The organism is Nocardia alni, assembly GCF_019038435.1.
GTDB classification, from domain to species: Bacteria; Actinomycetota; Actinomycetes; order Mycobacteriales; family Mycobacteriaceae; genus Nocardia; species Nocardia alni.
In genome coordinates, this window is record NZ_JAGPOX010000040.1 from 1 (window position 1) to 23,318 (window position 23,318).

22 protein-coding genes, 1 tRNA gene and 1 pseudogene are annotated in these 23,318 nt (G+C 65.6%); 13 read left to right on the forward strand and 11 right to left on the reverse strand.

The features are described 5' to 3' along the window. Both JZ791_RS45085 and JZ791_RS17180 read left to right on the forward strand, forming a co-directional pair. A pseudogene (locus JZ791_RS45085) lies at positions 1-133 on the forward strand (oligoribonuclease); the annotation flags it as partial. A 54-nt stretch (positions 134-187) separates the two neighbouring features. Continuing rightward, positions 188-260, forward strand: a tRNA-His gene (locus tag JZ791_RS17180). 226 nt (positions 261-486) lie between these two features. Here JZ791_RS17180 and JZ791_RS17185 read toward each other — a convergent pair. From JZ791_RS17185 to JZ791_RS17195, 3 genes are all read right to left on the reverse strand, one after another. Then, entirely contained in the window at positions 487-1,116 is a 630-nt protein-coding gene (locus JZ791_RS17185; RefSeq protein WP_216896048.1) for a VOC family protein, read from the reverse strand. A 319-nt stretch (positions 1,117-1,435) separates the two neighbouring features. Continuing rightward, positions 1,436-1,933 carry a hypothetical protein gene (locus JZ791_RS17190; protein WP_254205844.1) on the reverse strand — a complete coding sequence of 166 codons (498 nt, stop codon included), beginning with the start codon at positions 1,931-1,933 and terminating at the stop codon, positions 1,436-1,438. A 131-nt stretch (positions 1,934-2,064) separates the two neighbouring features. Further along, entirely contained in the window at positions 2,065-2,721 is a 657-nt protein-coding gene (locus JZ791_RS17195) for a DUF2637 domain-containing protein (protein WP_216896050.1), read from the reverse strand. 595 nt (positions 2,722-3,316) lie between these two features. Between JZ791_RS17195 and JZ791_RS17200 the strand changes: the two genes are divergently transcribed. Further along, positions 3,317-3,559, forward strand: coding sequence for a helix-turn-helix transcriptional regulator (locus JZ791_RS17200; RefSeq protein ID WP_254205845.1), 243 nt, complete (start codon positions 3,317-3,319; stop codon positions 3,557-3,559). A 32-nt stretch (positions 3,560-3,591) separates the two neighbouring features. On the opposite strand, the gene JZ791_RS17205 is transcribed toward JZ791_RS17200, so the two are convergent. After that, on the reverse strand, positions 3,592-4,503 hold the full coding sequence (locus JZ791_RS17205) for a LysR family transcriptional regulator (protein WP_216896053.1): 912 nt from the start codon (positions 4,501-4,503) through the stop codon (positions 3,592-3,594). 136 nt (positions 4,504-4,639) lie between these two features. On the opposite strand from JZ791_RS17205, the gene JZ791_RS17210 reads away from it, so the two are divergent. The 3 genes from JZ791_RS17210 (at position 4,640) to JZ791_RS17220 (ending at position 7,620) form a co-directional block, all read left to right on the forward strand. Then, positions 4,640-5,272, forward strand: a complete 633-nt coding sequence (locus tag JZ791_RS17210) for an NADPH-dependent F420 reductase (protein ID WP_216896054.1) — start codon at positions 4,640-4,642, stop codon at positions 5,270-5,272. A 73-nt stretch (positions 5,273-5,345) separates the two neighbouring features. Next, positions 5,346-6,302 carry an SDR family oxidoreductase gene (locus JZ791_RS17215; protein WP_216896056.1) on the forward strand — a complete coding sequence of 319 codons (957 nt, stop codon included), beginning with the start codon at positions 5,346-5,348 and terminating at the stop codon, positions 6,300-6,302. Between the two features lie 271 nt (positions 6,303-6,573). Continuing rightward, entirely contained in the window at positions 6,574-7,620 is a 1,047-nt protein-coding gene (locus tag JZ791_RS17220) for a glucose 1-dehydrogenase (protein WP_216896058.1), read from the forward strand. Positions 7,621-7,654: 34 nt separating this feature from the next. Here the strand turns inward: JZ791_RS17220 and JZ791_RS46535 are convergent, their stop codons facing one another. Next, positions 7,655-8,416 carry a glycoside hydrolase family 19 protein gene (locus tag JZ791_RS46535; protein WP_216896060.1) on the reverse strand — a complete coding sequence of 254 codons (762 nt, stop codon included), beginning with the start codon at positions 8,414-8,416 and terminating at the stop codon, positions 7,655-7,657. 647 nt (positions 8,417-9,063) lie between these two features. On the opposite strand from JZ791_RS46535, the gene JZ791_RS17230 reads away from it, so the two are divergent. Further along, on the forward strand, positions 9,064-9,201 hold the full coding sequence (locus JZ791_RS17230) for a hypothetical protein (RefSeq protein ID WP_216896062.1): 138 nt from the start codon (positions 9,064-9,066) through the stop codon (positions 9,199-9,201). A 140-nt stretch (positions 9,202-9,341) separates the two neighbouring features. On the opposite strand, the gene JZ791_RS17235 is transcribed toward JZ791_RS17230, so the two are convergent. The 4 genes from JZ791_RS17235 to JZ791_RS17250 form a co-directional block, all read right to left on the reverse strand. Then, positions 9,342-9,701, reverse strand: a complete 360-nt coding sequence (locus JZ791_RS17235) for an N-acetyltransferase (protein WP_216896063.1) — start codon at positions 9,699-9,701, stop codon at positions 9,342-9,344. A gap of 176 nt (positions 9,702-9,877) precedes the next feature. Beyond that, a complete protein-coding gene (locus JZ791_RS17240) occupies positions 9,878-11,011 on the reverse strand; it encodes a helix-turn-helix domain-containing protein (protein WP_216896065.1) in 1,134 nt (377 codons plus the stop codon). 153 nt (positions 11,012-11,164) lie between these two features. After that, the gene (locus tag JZ791_RS17245) at positions 11,165-11,428 is read right to left on the reverse strand and encodes a hypothetical protein (protein WP_216896067.1); all 264 of its coding nucleotides are present in this window, start codon (positions 11,426-11,428) and stop codon (positions 11,165-11,167) included. A 216-nt stretch (positions 11,429-11,644) separates the two neighbouring features. Beyond that, positions 11,645-12,481, reverse strand: coding sequence for an SDR family oxidoreductase (locus tag JZ791_RS17250; protein ID WP_216896069.1), 837 nt, complete (start codon positions 12,479-12,481; stop codon positions 11,645-11,647). A gap of 71 nt (positions 12,482-12,552) precedes the next feature. Here JZ791_RS17250 and JZ791_RS17255 point away from each other — a divergent pair, with 71 nt between their 5' ends. The 3 genes from JZ791_RS17255 to JZ791_RS17265 all read left to right on the forward strand — a co-directional run bounded on the left by JZ791_RS17255 (position 12,553) and on the right by JZ791_RS17265 (position 15,747). Then, positions 12,553-13,458 carry an AraC family transcriptional regulator gene (locus JZ791_RS17255; RefSeq protein WP_216896071.1) on the forward strand — a complete coding sequence of 302 codons (906 nt, stop codon included), beginning with the start codon at positions 12,553-12,555 and terminating at the stop codon, positions 13,456-13,458. Between the two features lie 217 nt (positions 13,459-13,675). Next, positions 13,676-14,884: a cytochrome P450 gene (locus tag JZ791_RS17260; RefSeq protein WP_216896073.1), complete on the forward strand. Its 1,209-nt coding sequence runs from the start codon at positions 13,676-13,678 to the stop codon at positions 14,882-14,884. Between the two features lie 29 nt (positions 14,885-14,913). Further along, positions 14,914-15,747 (forward strand): mycofactocin-coupled SDR family oxidoreductase, encoded by an 834-nt coding sequence (locus JZ791_RS17265; protein ID WP_216896075.1) that lies wholly within the window; start codon positions 14,914-14,916, stop codon positions 15,745-15,747. On the opposite strand, the gene JZ791_RS17270 is transcribed toward JZ791_RS17265, so the two are convergent. Beyond that, complete coding sequence (locus tag JZ791_RS17270; RefSeq protein ID WP_216896077.1) at positions 15,740-16,699, reverse strand: alpha/beta hydrolase; 960 nt, start codon at positions 16,697-16,699, stop codon at positions 15,740-15,742. The genes JZ791_RS17265 and JZ791_RS17270 overlap by 8 nt on opposite strands. Positions 16,700-17,086: 387 nt before the next feature. Between JZ791_RS17270 and JZ791_RS17275 the strand changes: the two genes are divergently transcribed. Together JZ791_RS17275 and JZ791_RS17280 are read left to right on the forward strand one after the other, a co-directional pair. Beyond that, positions 17,087-18,445: an MFS transporter gene (locus JZ791_RS17275; protein ID WP_216896079.1), complete on the forward strand. Its 1,359-nt coding sequence runs from the start codon at positions 17,087-17,089 to the stop codon at positions 18,443-18,445. Positions 18,446-18,614: 169 nt separating this feature from the next. Next, positions 18,615-19,421, forward strand: coding sequence for an SDR family NAD(P)-dependent oxidoreductase (locus JZ791_RS17280; protein ID WP_216896081.1), 807 nt, complete (start codon positions 18,615-18,617; stop codon positions 19,419-19,421). A 15-nt stretch (positions 19,422-19,436) separates the two neighbouring features. Here the strand turns inward: JZ791_RS17280 and JZ791_RS46540 are convergent, their stop codons facing one another. Continuing rightward, positions 19,437-21,986 carry an ATP-binding protein gene (locus JZ791_RS46540; protein ID WP_216896083.1) on the reverse strand — a complete coding sequence of 850 codons (2,550 nt, stop codon included), beginning with the start codon at positions 21,984-21,986 and terminating at the stop codon, positions 19,437-19,439. Positions 21,987-22,207: 221 nt separating this feature from the next. Here JZ791_RS46540 and JZ791_RS17290 point away from each other — a divergent pair, with 221 nt between their 5' ends. Next, complete coding sequence (locus tag JZ791_RS17290) at positions 22,208-23,011, forward strand: MBL fold metallo-hydrolase (protein ID WP_216896085.1); 804 nt, start codon at positions 22,208-22,210, stop codon at positions 23,009-23,011. Positions 23,012-23,318: the final 307 nt, after the last annotated feature.

Here is a 23,318-nt window from a genome sequence, read left to right on the forward strand (position 1 = left end):
CCGCGAACTCGAGTACTACCGCCGCACCGCCTTCGTCCCCGCCCCCGGCCCCTCCACCCAAGAAATCGCCGCCATAGCCACCCAACTATCCACAGACAACACCCCCAACACCCCAGCTCAGCCAGCCGATTAGGTCCCGCCAGCTCAAACACGCTAATATCTACCGCGCCGGTTCGTTACCGGCATGGTGGCTGTAGTTCAGCTGGTAGAGCACCAGGTTGTGATCCTGGGTGTCGCGGGTTCGAGTCCCGTCAGCCACCCGATGTCCCGGCGTGTGGACCGCTCCTCGGAGAGTGGTTCGCACGCCGAACTTCTTTTCAACACCGATAAGTCAGCACTTCCCACGATGACTGTATGAGTGAACCGCGCCAGGGCCAGCCGCGCGGGTACCACCCGGCAGGCACAGTCTCTGCACGTAGACAGGGTCGAATCGGGTTCGTACGGCGTGGTGGGACAGCCCTGCGGTGACCAGCCCATCGCAGTGGGTCAGAGGTTTGGTTCCCAAAGGAACCCGTCCGGGTCCGTGGCGGGTTCGGAACCGCCGCCGATGACGAGCCGATGCGAACCGGTGCCGTCCGGGGCGACGCCGGCGTCCTTGGCGGCGGCGCGGCGGCCGTAGAGGGCCAGCTTGATCGACCCTGCCGGGGCATCGAACTCGACGTATTTGCTGCCGAAGCTCTTGGCCACGGTCAGACCCCGATCGGCGTAGAAGTGCTTGGTCGTCTTGACATTGTCGACACCGAGGAGCAGCACCACGTCGTCGATGTCTCGGGTGGCAGGGCCGGTGTTCTTCTTCGAGGAGGTCGCGACCTTCCAGATTGTCCCGTCCGGCGCCTGGAGGACGCCGCCGTAGCCCCAGAAGCTCTTCTTGGCTTCCTTCAGTGTCGTCGCCCCCGCGTCGAGGGCGGTGCCGAGGAGGCTGTCGACCGTGCTCGGCTGGGATACGACGAGCGACAAGACGAAGCCGCGAAATCCGGTCGTCGGCGCCTGCGATGCCCGCACGCGTATGGTGTCCCCGAGTCCGAATGCGGCGGTGTAGAAGGCCGTGGCCGCCGCTGGATCGGGCGACTCGAGGACGACGGACTCGATTGTGGTCTGATTCGTGGTGATGTTCATGCCGATAACGCTAAATGTCAGTCGGTGACCAGGGCTTCTCGATTCCTGACCGATTCTTGCCCGCCGGACGGCGGCCATCGTTCACAGCCACTGTGGGCCGGACAGCACTGACCGCCGACCGAACTCGGTGTCAGCGCCGTGCCCCTGCGCCTACGCAGGGTCACGGCCGACAACCACGCCGAGGCCGTACACACCGCGACGACCGAACTCGCCTATCACGCCAGACGCCTCGCCGTCTTGCCCAAGAGAACGGCGCAGGCCAATGTCGTCACGGCGGCCGAACGCCTCCTCGATCGACAGCCCTACACCGAACATTTCATCAGCCGCCGTTGGTCACGAACCTGCGGTCGATGACCGCGCTGTTCACGAGCGTGTGCTCACCAATGCTCCCCGACAACCGCGAATCGGTGAGGTTGTTCGCCGCCGCCCGGTGTTCGGTGGCCGCGACCGAATGCCATTGGCTCTGGGCCAGACTCTCCAGCACGCATACAAGGAGCATCTTTCGGGTGCGTTCACCACAGCCGTTGTCGACACACGGCGAACTGTCGGCGATCAGCGAACCGGAACGCCTCTCCGGAGAGGACAGCTGCCAGAACATTTCGGGTCCGATGAGCACCGACTGACCGCTTGTCTCTGTGAGCCATCGCCCCGCATAGCGGAGAATCATATCGGTGAACGTATCGGGATCGGACACCGCTTCGACGAACTTGTTCAGCGAGTTGATACGATCCGGGCTGCTCTGAATAACAGAGGCCAATCGCGATGCGACCTCGCGGAACTGGCTTATATCCTGGGTGGTGCACACGGTTGGCGACATCTGTTCACTCCATTGCCGATTTCGAGGATGGATAGAATATTCGATCGGGTGTTTCGGGTTCTCACCGAAGCGGACGGACGAAACCAGCATGCGTCCGAGTGCGGTGATGACAAGCGGCCGTTGATCCGGCTTCAGTCGCGAACCCCAATATAGACCGGATTGTTCGCACCGGCCGTATACTCCAGCGAATCGATACTTTGCAAGTGCTGCGCGATACTGTGCATGAAAGGATCCACCTCAGCGGATTCTTCATCATGCTCACAATCGACAGCAGGCTCGACCCGATTCAAGTCACGCTTGTAATTGTTCCAGAGCAAGAGGGTCAGATGCGCCGCGAACATCGTGATCAGAGGCATTCCGGCGTGAATGACGACGGCCACATAGTTTCCACCGATCTCATGGGCATACTCGATGTTTCCCGCCACCGCCACCACCGTCGACAGCACGAACAGCCCGGTCGTATACCACCAACCGGCACTCCGCCGAGGGAAGAAGGCTGTGGCGAGGATGGATCCGACCGTCAATCCACCGATGGCCACCGGAATGTTCGACGCCAAGTTCGACGGGACGAAATTACGGATCGCAAGGTCGTGCAGAGCCGCGTACGACATCGTGAATGCCTTGGCCGCGACGACGCAGGAAATAATGATCGATGCATGCAACGGCCCCGGCCGAAACATGCGGGCACGCCGCAGGAACCCCGACTGCCGATCTACGGACTCGAGCCGGATATCGGCCTCCGCTCGCACATCCCGATCATCATGGATCCCCGATCCGATTATCGTCACCCGCGGCACGATAGCGACCCGTCGACACAAACCGCCATAACCTGGCCGTCGTGTCGCCGAAGTTATGCGATGTTGCACGACACAATCTGCGGCTGCCACCACGTAAAGGCCAGCCACCAATGACCGGGAACACCGCCTCGGATCCCATCAGGCATGGCAGGGTGGCTCAATTATCCGATTTGCCGGATAAGTCACGATAGCCTTTTCTTACGATTCCGTTTTGTCCGGTATATCACCCGAAGAGCTTTATGTGCAATGAGTTGTCCGGCATGCATGCCACAACAATTGGTCGGCGTCGGATTTCTGATGGACGAGCTGGAACCCCTCGGGTTTCCGCTGCCGCATCACGCCCGATAGTGCGGCTTCCCCAACTCACAACCGGGGCGCGTAACGGGCTGTCCGGCACCGAGAAACCAGCACGTACCGCACCACTGTCCCGACCGGCCGGATCACGATCTGCTGCCCATCGACCAGGATGCCGCGGTTCGCGGGCTCTCCCAACTCCCACCAACGATCGATATATGAATCATCGCGCCAGAACGATCGAATGATTCATATATCGATCATTGGCCTAAAAACGGGCTATGATCGATATATGAATCACTCTCGGGCTGTCACTGCTACGGAGTTCGGCCAAGCCGTCAGATGGGCGCGAGAGGAGCGCAAGCTGCAACAGACCGATCTCGCCGAACGGCTCGGCGTCACTCGCATGACTGTATCGAGGCTGGAACGAGGGGAACGAGTCAACATCGAGACAGCTGTCCGCGCCCTGTCGGAGTGCGGCTTCGAGGTCGTCGTCGTACCGAAGTTCAGCCGAATCACAGTCGAGGGGCGGTGACATCATGGCGCTGCTGTTGTCAGCCGAACTGCTCAATCGCGCTGTGCAGCGGCGGCGCCTCCAAGTTTCCACATTTCATAATTCCCACATTCGGCCGTGATCTCGACCGCCGCCTGCGCCGCGGCGAAGAAGTCGTCGACCGTCGGCGAGGTGTGCGATGCCGCCATCGCAAGGCACACCTGGTCGGGTGCCAGATCCGGGACGGGTATGTAGCTGATGTCCGGATGTGAGTAGAAGACGGTGGCCGAACGGGCCAGGAACGAGATGCCTCGGCCGGCCGCGACATGCTCGAGCGTCTCGTCTACCCCGCGCACCAGGTAGCCGGCGTTGGGGTGTGGGCGCCTGGTGGGCTGAGTGCTCGCGTCGGGAGGCCAGACCAGCGGCTCGTCGGCGAGGTCGGCCTCGGTGATCTGCTCCCGGTCGGCCAAACGGTGGCCGATGGGCAGCACCGCCACCCGCGGCTCGGTGTACAGCGGGGCGACGCGCAGGCCGGTCTCGTCGATGGGCAGCCGCACATAGCCGATGTCGATGCGGCCGTCGAGCAGCATCGGGGCTTGGTCGTCCCACTCGATCCGCTGCACGTCCACCAGAACGTCCGGGTGCTGGGCGGCGAACAGCCGTACCGCCGGGGCGATCGCGATGCCCGCCCGGAAACCGACCGTTATCCGCTGGCTGCCGCGCGCGGCCACGCTCACCCGGCGGCGGACCGCGTGCGCGGAGGCCAGCAGCGGGCCGGCTTCGGTCAACAGCTGTCTGCCGGCGTCGGTCAGCGCCACGCCGTGGCTGTCCCTTGTCAGCAGCGGGGCGCCGAGATCCTGTTCCAGGGCGCGGATCTGGCGGCTGAGCGCCGGCTGCGCGATGTGCAGCTCATCGGCGGCGCGGCCGAAGTGCAGCGTGCTGGCGACGGCGACGAAGTAGCGCAACTTGCGCAGGTCCAGATCCATGAGCCCTCCCGGTCCGGCGATGCCTCCAGGGTATCGCCACGGCTGAAACAGGTCTTGGACAGCCCACTCCGGCCGATGGAGTCTTAAAAGGTACTTGACATGGTGTCTCATCCAGCTTCAGAAAGCGGGCTCACCAGTGAGCAGTATCAGCATTATCGGCCTGGGGAATATGGCCGGCGCCCTAGCCGGACGGGCGCTCGCCGGCGGCAACGCCGTCGAGATCATCGGCCGCGACCCAGCCAAAGCCAAGGAATTGGCCGCCACGCTCGGCGGCGCCACTGTCGGGACTTCCGACGCCGCCCCTGCCGGGGACATCGTTATCCTCGCGGTGCCCTATGCCGGCGCGGCGGCGGTTGTCAGCGAGTACGGGGACGCACTGCACGGCAAAATCATCATCGACATCACCAACCCCGTCTCCCCCGATTTCAAGGGCTTCGTCACCCCCGACGGTAGTTCCGGCGCGCAGGAGATCGCCAAGGCCGCTCCCGACGGCGCGCATGTCGTCAAGGCGTTCAACCTCCTGTTTTCCCACGTTCTGGCGGCCGGCCCAGCCGAGGGTCGCTTATTGGACGTGTTCATCGCCGGCGACGACGCGCAGGCAAAGGCGCGCGTGTCGGCGTTCATCGAGAGCCTGGGACTGCGCCCGATGGACACCGGGCAGCTGCCCATGGCGCGGGCACTGGAAAACGTCGCCCTGATGCAGCTTGGCCTTGTCGCCAACTCCGTCGGGCACACCAATTTCTTCCTCGGTGTCAGCATTCTCGACTGAGCGCACCCGCACCACCACTCTCGCCAGTCGGTCTACGGCACGAGCCCTCCACCTACCCCGCAAGGAAAGTAGCATGCGCGTTTTCGTCACTGGGGGAACCGGCCATGCCGGTTCATACATCATTCCCGAACTCATCACCGCAGGGCACGAGGTCACCGGCCTGGCCCGGTCTGACACGGCTGCGGCGGCGCTGTCCGCGATCGGCGCGAAGGTGCGTCGCGGCGAGCTCCAGGATCTCGACGGGCTCCAGGAGGCGGCCGCGGCCTCCGACGGCGTCATCCACGTCGCGCACCGGCAAGATCTGCTTCCGTCCGGCGGGATCGACGCCGTGGCCGCCGCCGAACTCCCGGTCGTGCTCGCGTACGGTGAGGCACTCGCGGGGACCGGAAAGCCGCTGGTCGCGGCGGGGAGTACGGGCTCGCCCGGAAGTCTGGGCCGAGCGGCCACCGAGGAGGACCCGGCCCTTCCCTGCGGCGACGAGTACAAGGGCACTCTGCGGGCTCGTAACGTCGTGGAATCCGCCGTAGTCGGCCTCGCCGAGCGGGGAGTGCGGTCCTCGATCGTGCGGCTGCCCACCATCATGCACAGCACGACCGATCACGCAGGCTTCCTCCCCACGCTGATCACGCTCGCGCAGGAGAAGGGCTTCGCCGGCTACCCCGGAGACGGCGGGAACCTGTGGAACGCCGTGCACGTCCGCGACGCCGCCTCCTTGTTCCGCTTGGCGCTGGAGAAGGGTGCGGCCGGCACATATTGGCACGCGGTCGAGGATGGAGGCATCCCGTTCCGCGAGATCGCCGAGGCCATTGGCAACCATCTGGGCCTACCCGCCGTGAGCGTTCCCGCGGACGAACTGATGCTGCCGGGATACTTCGGGTTCCTCGCGAATCTGGTCACGCTGGATCTCCCGGTGTCCAACCTGATCACGCGGCGGACCCTCGGCTGGGAGCCCACTCAGCCCAGCCTGTTCGCGGATTTGGACAACGGCCATTACTTTTCGTCGGCTGACGACAGGGACCCGAGTCGTTGAACCGCGTATCACGACAGCTGGACCGTGTTCCGCCTTGGGTCGTCACCGACCTTCCCGCCCAACTCCCGTACCAGTAGCGCCCTCACCCCAGCTACGGAGTGCGCGGTACTCAGCGAGCGCTACGACCACCAATTGGCTGTCGAATTTCATTGTGAGTCAGGCATTTCTGCCGCTGACCGTCGCGCTCGACGCCGGATTCCACCGTCGGGCGCCCTGAATACCGGACGTGGAGTCGGGGCGCACGGATAATGGTCGACGGGAAGGACGTCTCATGCGAGCCATCACGGCGGTACCCGGCAAACCGGAACAGTTGCGGATCGCCGATATCCCCGAGCCCGGCCCGGAGGAAGGGACGGTGCAGGTGCGCGGCAGGCTGCTGGGTATCTGCGGCACCGATGTCGACATCGTCCAGGACGGTTATGGTTGGCTGCCACCCGGCGCCGACCGGCTCGTGATCGGGCACGAATCGCTCGGCGAGGTGCTCGACGCTCCCGCCGACAGCGGTCTGCAACCCGGTGATCTCGTGGCGGGGATCGTGCGCCGACCCGACCCGGTGCCCTGCGGGCCGTGTTCCCACGGCGACTGGGATTTCTGCGCCAACGGCGCGTACACCGAGCGAGGTATCAAGGCCCGCAACGGGTTCGGTTCCGAATTGTGGCGGATCGAGCCGGAGTTCGCCATTCGGCTCGACCCGTCGCTCGGGGACTGCGGAGTGCTCATCGAGCCGGCGTCCATCCTGGCGAAGGCATGGGAGCAGACCGAGCGGATCGGCGCCCGATTTCCTTGGCAGCCAGGCACGGTGCTGGTGACCGGCGCCGGACCGATCGGGCTGTGCGCTGCCCTGATGGGTGTGCAGCGAGGACTCGATGTGCATGTATTCGACCGCAGCGACACCGGACCGAAACTCGGCCTGATTCACGACCTGGGCGCCACTTTCCACGCTGGTGACGTCCGCGACGTCGGCGTCGCTCCCGACATCGTCATCGAAACCACCGGCCACGGCCCGCTCGTGGCCCAGCTCAGCGAAATCCTGGCTCCCAACGCCATCGTGTGCCTCACGGGTATCGCCAGCTCCGCCGATGCCACCGTGGTCGACACCGATGCGATCAACAGGATGATGGTTCTCGGCAACATGGTCGCCTTCGGCAGCGTCAACGCCGCCCGCCGCCACTACGAGCAGGCTGCCGAGGCGTTGTCCCGCGCCGACCACGACTGGCTGAGCCGGATGATCACCCGGCGGGTCGGGATGGGCGAATACCCCGATGCCGTGCACAAACGCCCCGACGACATCAAGGTCGTCGTCGATCTGCGTCGATAGCAGGTTCGATCGAGACGATGCGCCCCCAGCTCGGCTAGCAGTGCAATGCTTGGCAAATCCGGACGTAGTTGTTACGGCGGACGTCCTGCCCGTGGGTGCCGCCGTTGATGATTTGCGAGATCTTGTCGAAGCTCGCGGCGTTCTGCGGGTCGGCTTTATCGGCGGCGGCGTTGAGATTTCTGCTCGTCCAGTACCACGCGGCGGTGGTGAAGGCGTATCTCGGATCTGCGACGAGACTCGGCTGGTCGACGAAGTCGACACCCAGCGCCTTGCTCGCCTTGGCGTAGTTGTTACGCCCGGTGAGCTGGAGGCCGCCCCTGCCCTTGTATTTCGGGCCGTCGCCGGCCTGGGTGTTGCCGAGATCTTTGCGATCGTTGTAATCCTTGCCGCTGCCGTACTCGGTCAACGTGTCGAAGCCGGCGGTCTCTTCGCCCAATTCGGCCAGGAAAGCCGCGGCGCGGCGCGGTGTGTCGATACCCGCCGAATTCATCGCATTGTTGATATACGGCAGCCACGCCGCCGCATTCGCCGGGTTGGCGCCGGGCAGCGTCGCCGGCGACGGCGACGCGGCGGGCGGCGCCGGCGGCTTGACGGACGACGCGAGCGCGATCTGCTGCGACCCCGGTGAGCTGTACGCGATCATCGCGGCGATAGCGACGAGGGTGATGGCGCCGACAGCACGAACAATTGCCGCTGCCACTCCGTTGTACTGCGAGCCCGTAATGGAAAGAGAAGTCATCTGCGAACTGGTCCTGGTTTTGTGGTGATATGGCCGTCTGCGGCCTGCGTCAGGCACCGCGCAACCAAGGCAAGACCGGAAGAACCGACCCTGCGCGGTGGGGGCTTGTTCTCTGTGTCGAGCGACACGAATCTGGTCTATTACCCATGCCTGCGCCCCGACTCGCTGTAACGAGTGCCGGGGACATCCGGCCATGGTCACACCGGGAATGGCGGAGTCGATGTCACCGTCGTGACTTAACCGACACCAGAACTCCATCCCGGTGAACGTTTGTTACCAAGACGATATAGCAATCGGCTTGCAATCGTCAACGTTCATGTGGGCGGAATGGGGTGAAAATGGCGCTTCCAGGCCAGTGCGGAGATCCTATTTCCGCACGTCACATGGCATTTTTGCCAACCTACCACGGCTAAACCCAACTATGGTGCACATCACTCGAATGTCTCGGAAGGCGCGCTTTTGTTACGTGTCGATCAAGGCGCGCCACCGCCTCTCTCGCGGTCGTTACATCGGCGCAAACAGCCCCCAGGCTCGATGAGCGCCCGCAGACTGTTCTCAGGTTGCGGGCGGTGGCGTCCTGGGTGTCGATGCAGCCACGCCCGGTTCGACGAGGCGGTTGGCGTCGATGAACTGCTCTTCGCCGAGGGTAACGGGAACTGACGAACGCCCGGCGCCGCGGCCTCGAGGTCGTGATGCTGCCGGACATGATCGTGCGGACATGGTCGGTGATGTGCTCGGCGGGCCAGTCCCACCAGGTCACCGCCACCAATCGGGCGATGCCCTCGTCGTTGCAGCGGGTGCGGATGAGCCGGGCCGGGTTACTACCGCCGACGATGCCGTAGTCGGGGACCTCGCTGGTGACCACGGCGCCGGAAGCGCTGATCGCGCCGTGGCCGATCGGACGCCGGCCATCACCATCGCGCCGCGACCGAACCAGACGTCGTCGCCGACGACGGCGTCCCCGCGGGGGGCAGATCGGTGATCAGCTAGCATCCAAACGGCAAATCCATTGTTGGTACTCGCCGCTGGGAACGGATCTCGGCTCGTAGCCGGCGCGCTCGAAGAGTCGTTGACTCGGGAAGTTTCGCGTATGAATATTCGCGGTCGCCAGCACAGCGGTCGCCTTGCTGTCTCGTGCGGTCTCGAGAACAACGGAGCGCACCTCTTCCAATGTCCGGTCGGCGACCTTCCCACCCTGGCCACGCACGACCCTGCTCACACCGATTGCCGCGACATGAGCAGAAAACACGATAGCTGACACTTCCGGAACCAAGTGAGCCATTGCGAGTATTTCATTGCTGGATTCGGACCATCCGACCACCAGTAGGCTGCCTGCCTTCAAACACTGCGAACTTTGCCGAAGTATGCCTTGTGTGGTCCATTCCCACGGCTTCGGATGCGGCAACGTCCGCCCCTGCGCAGACTTGGGACGTGGCTCTGTACACGAGAAATCGCGAAATGGATGTTTCCGTACTTCGTTACGTTCGGCGATCGTGCTCCAGCGGATACCGGTCGAATTCACTGCGCGGGCTGGCCGTTTGTGGTCAACCATTCCTCCAGGTCACCATGACTCGGCCGGGCGGCGACAACTCGCTCATAGGCGTCTACGAAGTCGCTGTCATCGGTGGGCTCGGGGAAGTCTATCTCGTCCACGGGTACGTCCAGCACCCACGCGAGGTGCTCGGGCGAGGCAGCACCAGCCTCGACCCGACGCTGGAGCGCATCGACCAGAACCGTCGGAAAGATGCGAGCGGCCGACTGTTGCTGACGTGTGATCAGTTCTCTCACATCCGCATTAGCGCGAATCAGGTTCGGCGTGGTCCGCTTCAGAGCGGCAACCACTTCCACCGATACCCGCACTTCCAGCGAAGCTAATCGATTCTTCAGAGCCATGGTGGACACCCCCGTTTGCCAGAGAAATTTAGCCACGCCCGGCTCGTCCATCTGCCGCCAATCTTGCTGGTTGATCAGATCCTCCGGCAAAAGCAGCTCTGCCGCGAATTGGTCTGCGGGCGCCTCATCACCCTCTCCCGGCTCGGAGTCTGTATTGTGGTGTTTCAGCGCAAAATGTGCCAGCTCATGAGTCAACGACCAATTGCTCCGGAACCAATTCGGCGTTGTCGTGAGTATAACGATTGCCCGCGAACCGATACTCAGCGAGTAGTCGGTAGACAACATCGGCAAGCGGACGACATCCACCCCCAGCCGATCCTCGACGACCTCGCCGAAGTATCTTACGAAATGCTCGCCGAGCATCTTCCGCATGACCGGTGCGCTGTCAGGCAGAGATGCACTCGGCGAAGGCCCTTCCGGAAAGGCCGCTTCGTAAGTGGCGGCCACACGCTGGAGTAGCTCCTCATCGCTCTGTCGCCCAGGATTGATTCGAATATGCTGGCTGGCGTCCCAATTGTGTCGAGCAGCGACCCTGACGCGATGCGGATCCGGTTCGCCAGTTATCAGCCAGTAGAGGTCGGCGCCAAGTTCATCAGCGATCCGTGCAAGTTCAACTGACGAGAAGCCTCGCTGCCCGTTGAGAGCGCGCGACAACGCGTCGGTCTTCATGTTCACTCGGACAGCGAGCTGACGCTGACTCATGCCGAACGGCATACGGGATCGGATTCGATCGCCGACTGCTAGCAGCTCACTGTCCATATGCCCACCCTAGCGCCCGCGTTGGGAATATCCCAACACGCCGTCCGTGACATCTCCCGAGCACCTACCGCCTGGTCAGGCGGACTACCCCGCTGCCGATGACCAGCATCGGATCGTAGGCCTCGAAGGAATGTACGAACCTCGGTGCTGCCGTCAGGATGTCTTCTCGGCGATGAACACGAGTTCGCGGCCGGGACGATCGGGGGCGTCGCGGACGTCTCGAACCCGGAAGCCGTGAGCGACCAGATCCGCTTCGACTTCCTTGCGGTGGCGGAACCGTAGCGTCGAATCCGACAGGACGACAGCGCCATTCGCCGCGAAAGTGTAGGTGTGCCGGAAGGAAACGAGCGGGAGCTGTACGGCGGTGACATCGAGGCGCTGTTCCACGCGTCCGACGCCGGGGACGTCGAGGATCACCGGAGATCCTCTGCCCCGCCTCTTGGCGAACCCTTTCCAGCGTCTTAAGACCTCGGCACACCCGATGCATGCGACCTCCTCGACCCGGAGCATTTTGTGCCACGAACGGCGAGATCACCTGTGGCCCTTGCTCATCCTGCGACCTGTGCGGCGAGACCGACTGTGAGGCGGAATGTCCGGCAATGCCGGGCAGTGCTTCGACACCAGAGGTGTGTTCTATTGAACGGCAGCGTATTTTGCGAGGGCCCAGGCGTTGTAGCTCTTTTCGTCGGTTTCGTGTCGCATGCGGGCGGATGCCTCGATGTCCTCGCCCACCGGGTAGCGCAGTTGGGTGGTGTGGTCGGTGGCTGCGGCGAGGATGGCTTCGGCCACTGCGGAGGGGGTCGCCAGGCGGTGGGGCGACTCGCCCAGGTAACCGGAGATCACCTGGTGCACGTAGTGCTCGTAGGCGGGTGGGACGGGTACCGATTGGGAGGTCTCGACGGTGTTCTGGATGAAATTCGTCTCCCGGACCAGGCCGGGTTCGACGAGTTTGACGACGACGCCGTGCGGGGCCAGTTCGTAGCGCAGTGATTCGGTGAAGCCCTCCACGGCGAACTTGGTCGCCCCGTACACCGACATGAGGGGTTCGGGGACTATGCCCGAGCCGGAGGCCACGTTGACGACACGTCCACTGGATGCCGAGAGGTACGGCAGCGCACTCTGTGTCACCCGCATCATGCCGAAGACGTTGACCTCGAACAGGTCTCGTACAGCAGTCATCGGCGTGGCCGCGAAGACCGAGAGGAGTCCGGCGCCCGCGTTGTTGACCAGGCAGTCCAGTCGACCGAAACGCTGGACGGTCTGTGCCAGGGCCGCGTCGACGGAGTCGGCGTCACGAATGTCCAAGGCACAGACCAGTAGGTCGTCGGCCGGATCCTCCTGCCACGCATCCGGCCGTCTCGTGGTGGCGACGACGTTCCAGCCCTGTGTGCGAAACAGTTCGACGGCCGCCCTGCCGAAGCCGGACGAACTCCCTGTGACCAGTGCCGTGCGACGTTCTTGTTCAGTCATACCTCCAGCCTGCTGACAGGATTCCGGACTGTCTATAATTGATAGTCTGTAATTAATGAGCGAGCGTCCCGATGACTGATCCATTGACCGATCTGGTCGGCCTGATCCGGCCACGCGCCGTGCTGTGGAAGCGGATCGAGTGCGCCGGACGGTGGGCCATCCGATTCCCGGCCGATAGCGACATCACCTTCGGCACGGTCACGCAGGGTGGTTGCTACCTGTTGCGCGGTGACACGGTGCTGGAATTGAGCACAGGCGACTTCCTGCTGCTGTGCGGACAATCGGATTTCTCGTTCGCCAGCGATCCCCGGATCCGTCCGATGGACGGGGAGGCGCTGCTGGCGGACTCCCCGGACAACACGATCACCATCCGCTCGGGCACCGAGGATCCGGTCCGTCTCGTCGGCGGAAACTTCCTGCTGGACGCGGCCAACTCCAGCCTTGTGCTGGACCTCGCGCCGGATCTGGTCCACCTGCGCGGCACCGACGGCATCGGGCGCATCGCGCACCTGCTGGATCTGATCAGCGATGAGGCCGCCGCGGACCGCCCCGGAGGTGACTTCGTCCTCACGCGACTGGTCGAGATCATGCTCGTCGAGGCGCTGCGTGGTAGGCCGACCGGGCTCGGCGCCCCTCGTCGAGGTCTACTCAGCGGCCTGAGTGACCCTCCGATCGCCGCCGCGCTGCGTGCCGTGCACGGTGACGTACGCCGCGCATGGACGGTTGCCGACCTCGCGGCAACCGCGCATCTGTCCCGGTCGGTCTTCGCGGCGCGTTTCGCCGATCGGGTCGGCGCCACTCCGATGAGCTATCTACTGGAATGGCGCATGGCCCTGGCCAAAGACGCTCTCGGCAAGGGTGATCGGACCATCGATGAGGTTGCCCACAGCGTGGGGTACGGCTCGGCGAGCGCGTTCAGCACCGCCTTCCACCGTGTCACCGGCTTCCCACCGGGCCGCTACGCCGCTCAGCGCTGACCGTCCGCCGCGAGAGACGGCACCCGCCTGGCCGGCTGATGCCGTTCTCGACAGCTCGCGCCCAACCGCTTTGCGCCTCGCACGATCTCGACACCGGCCACCAGGGCAGTTCCGCCGATGAGATGCAAAAGCATAGAAACTAACATCATAATGAGATAGGAAGTAGCATAATAAGCGCTGGAAAACGGTTAGGTCCAGCACAACTAGATAGGCGCCCATGACCACTCCAGACGGGGTCCTCATCACCGACTTCGATCACCACTCGAGCACCTTCGCCGCCGATCCCTTCGCCGTGCTCGACGAGCTGCGGGCGCAGGCTCCGGTGGCCTGGTCCACCGCATACGGCGGCTTCTGGGTGGTGACAGGGCACGAGCCCGCCGTCGACGGGCTGGCGGGCTACCAGAGCTTCACCTCCACGACCGGCCCGGCGATTCCGGCCGGGCCGTTCGGCACTCGTCATATCCCGGTCTCGCTCGACCCACCGGAGCACGGGCTGTACCGCCGAGTGCTGAACAAGTGGTACAGCAAGTCCGAGATCGAGCGCCTCGAGCCCACGATCAAGGCGATGATCGAGCACATCGTCAAGGATCTCGCCGAGCGCGGGCACTGGGACTTCGTCGAGGACTTGGGCAACGTCTCCCCGGGCGCGGTCACCCTCGGCCTGTTGGGCTGGGAGTCCGATATGCGTGTGGAGCTGCTGCGGGTGATGGCTCGCGGGCTGGCCAATCAGACCAGCCAGGACCCGGCTGTGATCGCCGAGAACCAGCGGGGCAACTCCTGGATCCGCGAGGAGATCCTCGCACGGGCCTACGACCGGCAGGCGAACCCGCGGGACGACCTGATGAGTGCGCTGGTCACCACCGAGTTCGAGCCGGGCCGGGTGATGACGGACGAGGAGATCAGCGACACCGTCGTATTCCTGCTGCTCGCGGGCTTCCATACCACTTCCGGGGCGTTCGCCTCGCTCATGGTTCATCTGGCCCGCCACCCGGAGGACCGGGAGCGGCTCGAGGCCGATCGCTCGCTGATTCCGGGTGCGATCGAGGAGATTGTCCGGATCTACTCCCCCGTCACCTCGCTGGCCCGCTCGGCGACCGAGGACACGGAGCTGGGCGGGGTTCCGGTGTGCGAGGGCGACCGGGTCCTGTTCGTCACCATGGGCGCGAACCAGGACGCCGGGGCGTTCGAGAACCCGCGCGAGGTCGAGCTCGGCCGCAAAGCCACCAGGAGTGTCGGCTTCGGCTGGGGTGTGCACCGGTGCCTGGGCCTGCACCTCGCGCGTACCCTCCTGCGCCTCGAGGTGGAGGCCGTATTCGACCTGCTGCCCGGCTACCGGATAGACCTCGACGGCGTGCGGCTGTCGACGGCCATGGGAGTCGGTTATTTCTACGACTCCGTACCCGCCTCGCTCACCGGTCAGGCGTGAGAGGCACCCGAAAAAGCAAGGAGAACAACGTGGGACGGCTAGTGGGCAAGGTCGCGTTCATCACGGGCGCGGCGCGCGGACAGGGGCGGGCGCACGCGGTGCGGCTCGCACAGGAGGGCGCGGACATCATCGCCGTCGACTTGCTCGACGACATCCTGCACGCCCACTATCCGGGCGCGGACAAAGCGGACCTGGACGAGACTGTGCGGCTGGTGCAGGAGCAGGATCGGCGGATCATCGCGACCAAGGCGGACGTGCGGGAGCTCGGGGAACTGCGCTCGGCCGTCGACCAGGGCGTCGCCGAGCTGGGACGGCTCGACATCGTGGTCGCCAACGCCGGCGTGCTGACCACGCTCGTGCCCGCCGCCGACATCGAGGAGGAGGACTGGATGCACGTCATCGACGTCAACCTGTCGGGGGTGTGGCGGACGGTGAAAGTCGCGGCGCCCCACATCCGGGCCGGTGGGCGCGGCGGCTCGATCATCCTGACGTCGTCGTCCGTGGCGCTGCGCGCGTCCCGCAACACGGCCAACTACGTGGCCAGCAAGGCCGGGGTGCACGGCCTGATGCAGGCGCTGGCGATCGAGTTCGCCGCGGAGAACATTCGCGTGAACTCGGTGAACCCGACCCAGGTCGACACACCGATGATCCAGCACCAGACGATGTACGAGATGTGGCGACCGGATCTGGACGCGCCGACCCGGGAGGACTTCGCGACGGCCTCGACGGGCAAGATGGCGCTGCCGGTGCCGTGGGTCGACCCCACCGACATCGCCAACGCCGTGGCGTTCCTGGCCTCGGACGAGGCCCGTTACATCACGGGGCTGGCGATGAAGGTGGACGCCGGGATCACCATCAACTGAAGGCGCGCCGCAGGACGTCTTCCTCCTCGGCGAGGAACCGCCGGGACACCGCGGCGTCGGGGGCCATCGAGAACGAGGCGTGGAAGGTACCCGGGAACTCGTGCAGCTCGACCGGCACCCCGGCGTCGGCTAGGGCCCCGGCGTAGGCGACGCCCTCGTCACGCAGCGGATCCAAACCCATCACGGCCACGTATGCCGGTGGCAGCCCGCGCAACTCGTCCAGGGTTGCGCGGGCCGGCGCCGCGTAGACCGGCGCCGGCTGCGTCCCGCCGAGGTAGTGACGCCAGCTCAACACCCCGATACCCCGGTTCCACACCGGCGCGTCCGTGTTGCGGGCCATACTCGGCGAGTCCATCCGGTCGTCGGTGATCGGAACGATCAGGCACTGTGCCCGCAGCCGTGGGCCGTCCTCGCGAAGCATCCGCAGGGCGAGCGCGGCGGCGAGGTTGCCACCCGCGCTGATCCCGTGGACGGCGATCCGCTCCGGGTCGACGCCCAGTTCGTCCGCGGCGTCGACAAGCCAGCGCAGCGCGGTGGCGCTGTCGTCGAGCGGGGCCGGGTACGGATGCTCCGGCGCGAGCCGGTAGTCCACCGACACCACGACGGCCGGCAGCAGACGGGTCAGCTCCACCATCCTGGCGTGCGAGGAATCCGGTCCCCCGCTGACGAATCCGCCGCCGTGCAGATGCAACACTGCCGGGAGCCGGGTGGTGGGGACCTGCTGCGGGCGGTACACGCGCACCGCGACCGCACCGGGACCGACGGTCCGGTCCACGACGTCGATCCCGGTCAGGTCGACGGTCGCCGCCTTGACCGCCGCGCCGGCGCGGGAGTTCTCCCGGAAGCGCACCGGATCCGACAGATCCACGACCGGTGCGGCCGCCGCGGCCGCGACCAACTCGGGATCGAGCAGGGTTCGCCAGTCGTGCACGCCTGCTTCGTTCACACCCATGATCTTCCCTTCGCCTCTGCCGGAACGATCCCGGCTCCCGCGGGCCCGGCAGGCCCGCAATCGAATTACAATAATGATATAACACAATTTCATAAGTAATGGTCGAGACCGTAACGGGCGCACCGCATCACCCGGTCGGCCATGACGATAGATCCAGCCGCACGCTGCCCTTACGAACGGCCGGGACCAGCCCGCAAGCGCATGTCAATGATGCTGCACCGCTAGCTGGCACAACTAAATTCACCAAAGTCGAGTCAACTTCTCCACAACTTGCTTATGATGCTTCAGGACCACTGGGCTGCCAGGGACCTCCGACAGGCGGCTCGACAACCGAACACCGAGAACGCCGAATCCACACAAGTCTCAACGGTGAGGGAGAACGCGTTCATGCGTGTCATCACGGTCATCGACAACGCCGGATTATCGAATTATCAGAAGTGGGCGATCTTTCTCTGCGTCATGCTGGGATGCGCCGACGGCATCAACTCACTGTCCATGGGATATGCGATCCCATCCCTGGCCAAGCACTTCGGCATCGCCGCGGCGGCGTTCTCGATCGCCATCATCGTCGAGCTGATCGGTCAGATGGTCGGCTTGATACTGCTGGCGCCGATCGCCGACCGGGTCGGCAGGCTGGCGTTGATCCGGATCGGGATCATCGTGTTCAGCGTAGGTGCGATGGCGACCTACTTCGTCCCGTCGCTCGCGACACTCTCGATATGCCGGTTCGTGGCGGGCGTCGGGATCGGCGCCGCCGTGCCCAACATCTTCGCGCTGGCCGCCGAGTACGCGCCGACTCACCGCAAGTCCACCGTGAGCGCCATCGTGCTGCTCGGCATCACCGGCGGCGGGATGTTCACGGGTCTGCTGGCCACGGGGATCGTCTCGGCCTACGGCGGAGCGATGCTGATGGTGCTGGCCGGCGTCGTCCCGCTCGTCATCCTGCTGCTGACCTGGCCGTTCCTGCCCGAGTCGGTGGAGTTCCTCGCCTCGAAGGGCAGGGACGCGGACGTCGCGCGGATCGTCGCGCGGATCGACCCGACCCAGCACCACGACCACTACGAGGGCCCCCTCGCGGTGCCGGGTGCGCCGGTCGCCGCCCTGTTCCGCCAGGGTAGGGCGGGTCGCACGATCGTCATCTGGATCATGATGTTCTGCGGCCTGTTCAACTCCTACTACATCTTCAGCTGGCTGCCGACGTTCCTCACCAGCGGTGGTGCGCCGGAGAACGTGGCGCTCCTGGCGGGCTCGCTGTCCACGCTCGGCGGCATGATCGGCGGCGTCGGCCTGGGCTATCTGATGGACAAGACCCGGATCGGTATCGGGATCACCGTGATCGGTCCGATCGTCGCCATCGTCGCACTGCTGCTGATGGTGTGGAATCTGTCCGGCCCGAAGAACGACGCGGCCTCCCTGTGGCTGAGCGTGTTCCTCGGCCTGGGCGTGCTCGGCGCCACATCGTGCGCGCAGGTGATCTCCACCAACGCCTACCCCGTCGCGATCCGGGCCACCGGCCTGGGGTGGGCCTCGGGCGTCTCGCGCATCGGCGGCCTGCTCGCCCCGGCCATCGGCGGCGCCCTGCTCGCCGCACATTCCAGCACCTCCACCCTGCTGCTGTGGTCGATCATCCCCATCGTCGGCATTGCGCTGACTCTCGTGTTCTACCGCATCCGCTTCGGCAACATCAGCGACACGGACGAGGACCATCTGGCTGCGGAGCCGACCATCGACGAGGTGGCCGTCTAGTGTTCCGCGCGCCGGAGAGTGATGAATATTGTTGTCCTGCAACTAATTCAGAGAAGACAGAGGTCCAACTGATGACACCTACCGCTCCGCACACCTGGTCCACCGGCTTCCTGGTGAAGACGGCCTCGCCTGTTCCGAGGACACCGGGCGCCACGAGGGCGGGCGCGAAGTGACCGCCCTCGACGGCGGCACGGCGCTGGTCACCGGGGCCGCGCACGGGATCGGGCGGGCGCTGGTGCTCGAGCTGGCACGAGCCGGGTACGCCGTCGTCGCCGTGGACGTCGATCGCGAGGCCGCCGAGCAGGTCGCCGCGGAGGCCGGGGACCTCGGGGCGAAAGCCCTCGCGGTGCGCTGCGACGTATCCTCCCGCGAGGACGTGGCCCAGCTCGGCGCGGTCGCCCGCGCCCGGTTCGGCACGGTGGACCTGTTGTGCAACAACGCCGGCGTCTTTCTTCCCCGGCACGCCGCCACGGCCACGCACGACGACTGGCGCTGGGTGCTGGGGGTCAACCTCTGGGGCGTGATCCACGGGATCGAGGAGTTCCTGCCGGACATGCTCGCCGCGGACCGGCCCGGCCACATCCTCAACACCGCCTCGCTCAACGGCCTGGTGCCGAGCCGGCACAGCGCCCTCTACTCGGCGTCCAAATACGGCGTGCTGGGGCTGAGCGAGACGCTGCGCAACGAGCTGGCCGACACACCGGTAGGGGTGACCACCCTCTGCCCCGCCGCGGTGTCGACCCATATCCTCCGGTCCGGGGAGGTGCGCCCGAAGCACCTCGGCGAGGACTCGGGCCGCCCGGCGGACGCCCCCACCTCGTCCTACGCCATCTCGGAGGCCCTCGATCCGGCCGACGTGGCCCGGATGGCGCTCGACGGCGTCCGCGAGGACCGAGCGTGGGTCTTCACCGACCCCGCTATGCGCGAGGTGCTGGAGAAAAGGCACCGCGAGCTGATCGAGGCGTTCGGGACGTGAGCCGCGTGGGTCAACTCAGCCGGATGGCGTGCGGTGTCGCCGGGGCCTGCGGGACCTCTCCCTGACCACCCCGTCGACCCGGTCGGCAGGAACGAATTCCGCGATGCGGTCACGGCTGTTGATCGAGAGTTTCCGGAACACGGCGGCCAGCTGGGTCTCGACGGTCCTGGGCGATATCCCGCGCCGCGCCGCGATGGAGGTGGTCGGCCATCCGGCGGCGGCCAGCACGGCCACCTCCCGCTCCGCTCTGGTCAGCGTGCCCCACGCGAGGCTTGCCCCGGCCGGATGTGCCTGCGGGATCTCCGTCATCGAGATGATGCCCGCCGCGAGCCTCTGCGCCTCGAAGCGTTCGGGGCGCAGCAGCGAACCGGCCAGCGCGGCCTTGTCGAAGCCCGCCTCTCCGAGCACCCCCCGGACGACACCGGTGGCGTAACGCATCTCGTCGGCGAAGGGACCGAGTTCGTCGATGTTCACTCCGAGACGGACGCGCAGGGTGGCCGCCCCGCCTGCGAGATGTGCTGCCTCGGTCGCTACGGCGAGTAATTCCCGCCGCTCACCGGGCGAATCGGCGATTACTCTGGCGAGCGACCAGGTCCGGATGTGCACCGCCCAGGTCGCTCCCCACTGATCATTCACGGGAAGCTGATATTCCAGCGCCGACCGTCCGACCGCCAGCGCCTCGTGCGGGTCACCGTGTTTGAGCAGCGCGATCGCCAAGGCCAACTCCCCCCAGGAAATCAGCCACTGGGCGCGGCTGGCCTCGGCGTGGGCCAAGTTGGACCGGGTGATGTTCAAAGCCTGTTCGGTGGATCCGAGGAAGGCGGCGGCCAATGCCTGGAACATCTCGCACATCGCCGCGGCGCCGTGATCACCCAGCAGGGCGGATTTTTCTCGCGCCCGATCCAGGACGGCGATGGCGACGGGATCGCGCCGCACGAGCATGAGCTCTGTGCCCCAGGCGAATTCGAAGGGTGCGGGCAACCCGATATCGATCTCGGGGTGCCGACGCCAGTCGCGACGTGTCTCCGGGTCGGGATGAATGCGCTCGACGCACCTCTCCAGCATGGGCTCGGCTTCGGCGTGACATCCCTGGCACAGGGCTATCCACGCGTCCAACGCCAATGCGGCCACCTGAAGGCACATCGCCGGCTCGGCCGCCGCCCGGTCGGCCGACACCGCCCGCTCGACCCACTGCCTCATCTCGCGTAACGACCCCGCGAAGAACGGCAGACGCAATGCCATCAGCCCGACGACGATCTCCAGGGCGGCCCTGGACTGCCCCTGCGCCGAAAGGCTCCACCGGAGGGCGGCGAGAATATTCGGCCAGGCGGCCCGCGCCCAATCGAGCCACCGCTGTTCTTCGCTGCCCAGCCATTCGGCGTGCGCCCGGACGACAGTGTCGCGGTAGTACCGCTGATGGCTTTCGGCAAGTCGGGCCGGTTCATCGAGTCGAGCGCTCGATCGCTCCGCGAGCCTCTCCCGCGCAAACAGACGCAACGTTTCCACCAGCGAATACCGGACCGTCGTCGACGTGATATCGCAGGTCACCAGCGACTGCTCGACCAGCCTGTCGAGCAGATACTCGATCTCGTCCAACGCCAACCGGATTCCCGCCACGCCGGCCGAATCGGGGTCATCGGAACAGATATCCCGAATCGCCTCGAGATCCGCTCCTGTCTGCGAGACCGGGCCGCCGTCACCGGCAGAGGTGTCATCCCCCGGCGCGAAGACGGACAGCCGCTCGAACAGCAGCCGCTCCTTGTCGGTGCACAGCTGATAGGACCAGTCGACGACATCGCGCAAACGTCGATGGCGGGGCTCGACTCCCCGTGCCGGGCCGGGCCAGCTCATCCGTTTGTCGGTCTCCGATTTGCCGCTCAGATCGGTCAGGATCATCGCCAACGGCCGGTGCGCCAGCCGCGCGGCCGCGAGCCGCACGTACAGCGGGTGGTTATGGACATGCCGGCAGATCTCCGTCGCTGTCGAGACGCCGGCGGGGTCGATCACGACGTGTCCGCTCAGCTCGGCCCGTTGCCGGAACAGCGTTAACGCCTGCGGCCCCGACAACGGAGGCACCGCGACGCGATATTCGTCGACCCATCCCAGCGGCTGCCGGCTGGTCGCCAGGATCGTCAATCCCGGCACCGCCTCCAGCAGTTCACCCACCTGCTGACCGACCCCCGCGACCACATGCTCACAGTTGTCCATCACCAGGACGGTTTGCGCGGGCCGCCCGGAGGCATCGACCCTGGTCAGCATGTCGATCAAGGCAGCGCGCGCCGAGCGCCCGGAGAAATCGGCGGCGATCGCCGACCGCGCGATCTCCTCCTCGACCGTGACCGCGTCCGCGGCTCGGTTCAGCCGGGCCAACCGGACCCAGTACGTGGGCACGCGGAAGGCCCGGTGGTATCGGCCGAGCGCCTCGGAGGCCAACCGCGTCTTGCCGATTCCCCCTTCGCCGACCAGGGTTACCAGGCGCGCCCCGGCCCGCAGCAGCGAATGTATCCTGTCCAGCTCGGCATGACGTCCGATGAATCCATCGGTGACCACTTCCCTTGTTGTCACGGTATTCACCCAGGTAGGTCGATCCGTCTCATGCGCGCTAGACATAAACGAATCATGTTGTCCAGAAACATAATTCAGTTCTGGTATCACCACGACGCAGGTCATCGTGGCCATCGTCTCGCACAGTAACAGCCCGCGCTCGGGTCCGGGAGCAGTCAACTTCGGGGGCATGACCCGGCGATCGCGAGCGTTGTGGCGTCGCCGGTGGTAATGATTGAAACGTGTGGAAGATCTGCGCGACCTGCGGGGTGGAGCACGACGCGGCGGCCGAGACCTGCCGGATCTGCGCCGACGAGCGGCAGTGGGTGCCCGCCGCCGGGCAGCTGTGGAGCGAGCTCCGGGAACTGGCCGAGTCCGGCCGCCGGGCCCGGGTCGAAGAGGTCGAGCCGGATCTGTTCGGCTTGACCGTGACACCGAAGGTCGGCATCGGCCAGCGCTCCCATCTGATCCGGACCCCCGCGGGCATCCTCATGTGGGACGTACCCGGTTATGTCGACCAGGATGCCGCCGACCAGGTTCGGGCCCTGGGCGAGGTCGCCGCGATCGTGGCCAGCCATCCGCACCACTACGGCGCGCAGGTCGAGTGGAGCCGCATGCTCGGCGGCGTCCCCGTCTACGCGGCCGCCGCCGATATGGAGTGGATCGCCCGCCCCGACCCGGTGATCCGATCATGGCAGGACCGCCTCGACATCCTGCCCGGCATTACCATCCGCCAGGTAGGCGGCCACTTCCCCGGCAGCGCCGTGGCCCACTGGGCGAACGGCGCGGGCGCCCTGTTCACCGCCGACACGGTCCAGTCCAACCCGGACCGCAACTCGGTCACCTTCATGCGCAGCTACCCGAACCGAATCCCGTTGTCCGCCGCGGTGGTCGACCGGATAACCCGCACACTCACCGAATTCGAATTCGACCGCCTCTACGACAACTTCGGCAACACAATAGATTCGAACGCTCGCACCGCGATCCAGCACTCCGCCGACCGCTATATTGCCTGGGTCCGAGGAGATTACGACCACCTCACCTGATCGCGGTGCCGGGCACGGCCGCGTCGAACTGCTGATCCGGCAGCCTTCAGCGGCCCCTTCCCGGAATCAGGCATTGGCCGCCTGCCCCTTCGTCGGTAGATTCAGCCGGGGCGGGAGCGGTGGTGGAGCAGCCGGATACCGGCGGAGTGATCTTCTCTGGTGACGGAATCAAGCCCTCGGTCACCTAGAGGTGGGTCCCCGCCCCCATTCGCAAACTCCGCTGCGTACGCATCGCCGTAGCGACGACGAACGGTCGACGGTGAGGCGGTCCCGGCCGAACGCTTGGTCCTGCCGATCTCGCTCACCG

Coding starts and splice junctions, on each gene's coding strand:
- JZ791_RS17255 (WP_216896071.1), top strand. CDS start 12,553: ATGACTGATCCATTGACCGATCTGGTCGGCCTGATCCGGCCACGCGCC.
- JZ791_RS17190 (WP_254205844.1), bottom strand. CDS start 1,933: ATGTCGCCAACCGTGTGCACCACCCAGGATATAAGCCAGTTCCGCGAG.
- JZ791_RS17270 (WP_216896077.1), bottom strand. CDS start 16,699: ATGGGTGTGAACGAAGCAGGCGTGCACGACTGGCGAACCCTGCTCGAT.
- JZ791_RS17275 (WP_216896079.1), top strand. CDS start 17,087: ATGCGTGTCATCACGGTCATCGACAACGCCGGATTATCGAATTATCAG.
- JZ791_RS17240 (WP_216896065.1), bottom strand. CDS start 11,011: ATGGACAGTGAGCTGCTAGCAGTCGGCGATCGAATCCGATCCCGTATG.
- JZ791_RS17220 (WP_216896058.1), top strand. CDS start 6,574: ATGCGAGCCATCACGGCGGTACCCGGCAAACCGGAACAGTTGCGGATC.
- JZ791_RS17205 (WP_216896053.1), bottom strand. CDS start 4,503: ATGGATCTGGACCTGCGCAAGTTGCGCTACTTCGTCGCCGTCGCCAGC.
- JZ791_RS17250 (WP_216896069.1), bottom strand. CDS start 12,481: ATGACTGAACAAGAACGTCGCACGGCACTGGTCACAGGGAGTTCGTCC.
- JZ791_RS17260 (WP_216896073.1), top strand. CDS start 13,676: ATGACCACTCCAGACGGGGTCCTCATCACCGACTTCGATCACCACTCG.
- JZ791_RS17185 (WP_216896048.1), bottom strand. CDS start 1,116: ATGAACATCACCACGAATCAGACCACAATCGAGTCCGTCGTCCTCGAG.
- JZ791_RS17230 (WP_216896062.1), top strand. CDS start 9,064: ATGATCGTGCGGACATGGTCGGTGATGTGCTCGGCGGGCCAGTCCCAC.
- JZ791_RS17200 (WP_254205845.1), top strand. CDS start 3,317: ATGAATCACTCTCGGGCTGTCACTGCTACGGAGTTCGGCCAAGCCGTC.
- JZ791_RS17215 (WP_216896056.1), top strand. CDS start 5,346: ATGCGCGTTTTCGTCACTGGGGGAACCGGCCATGCCGGTTCATACATC.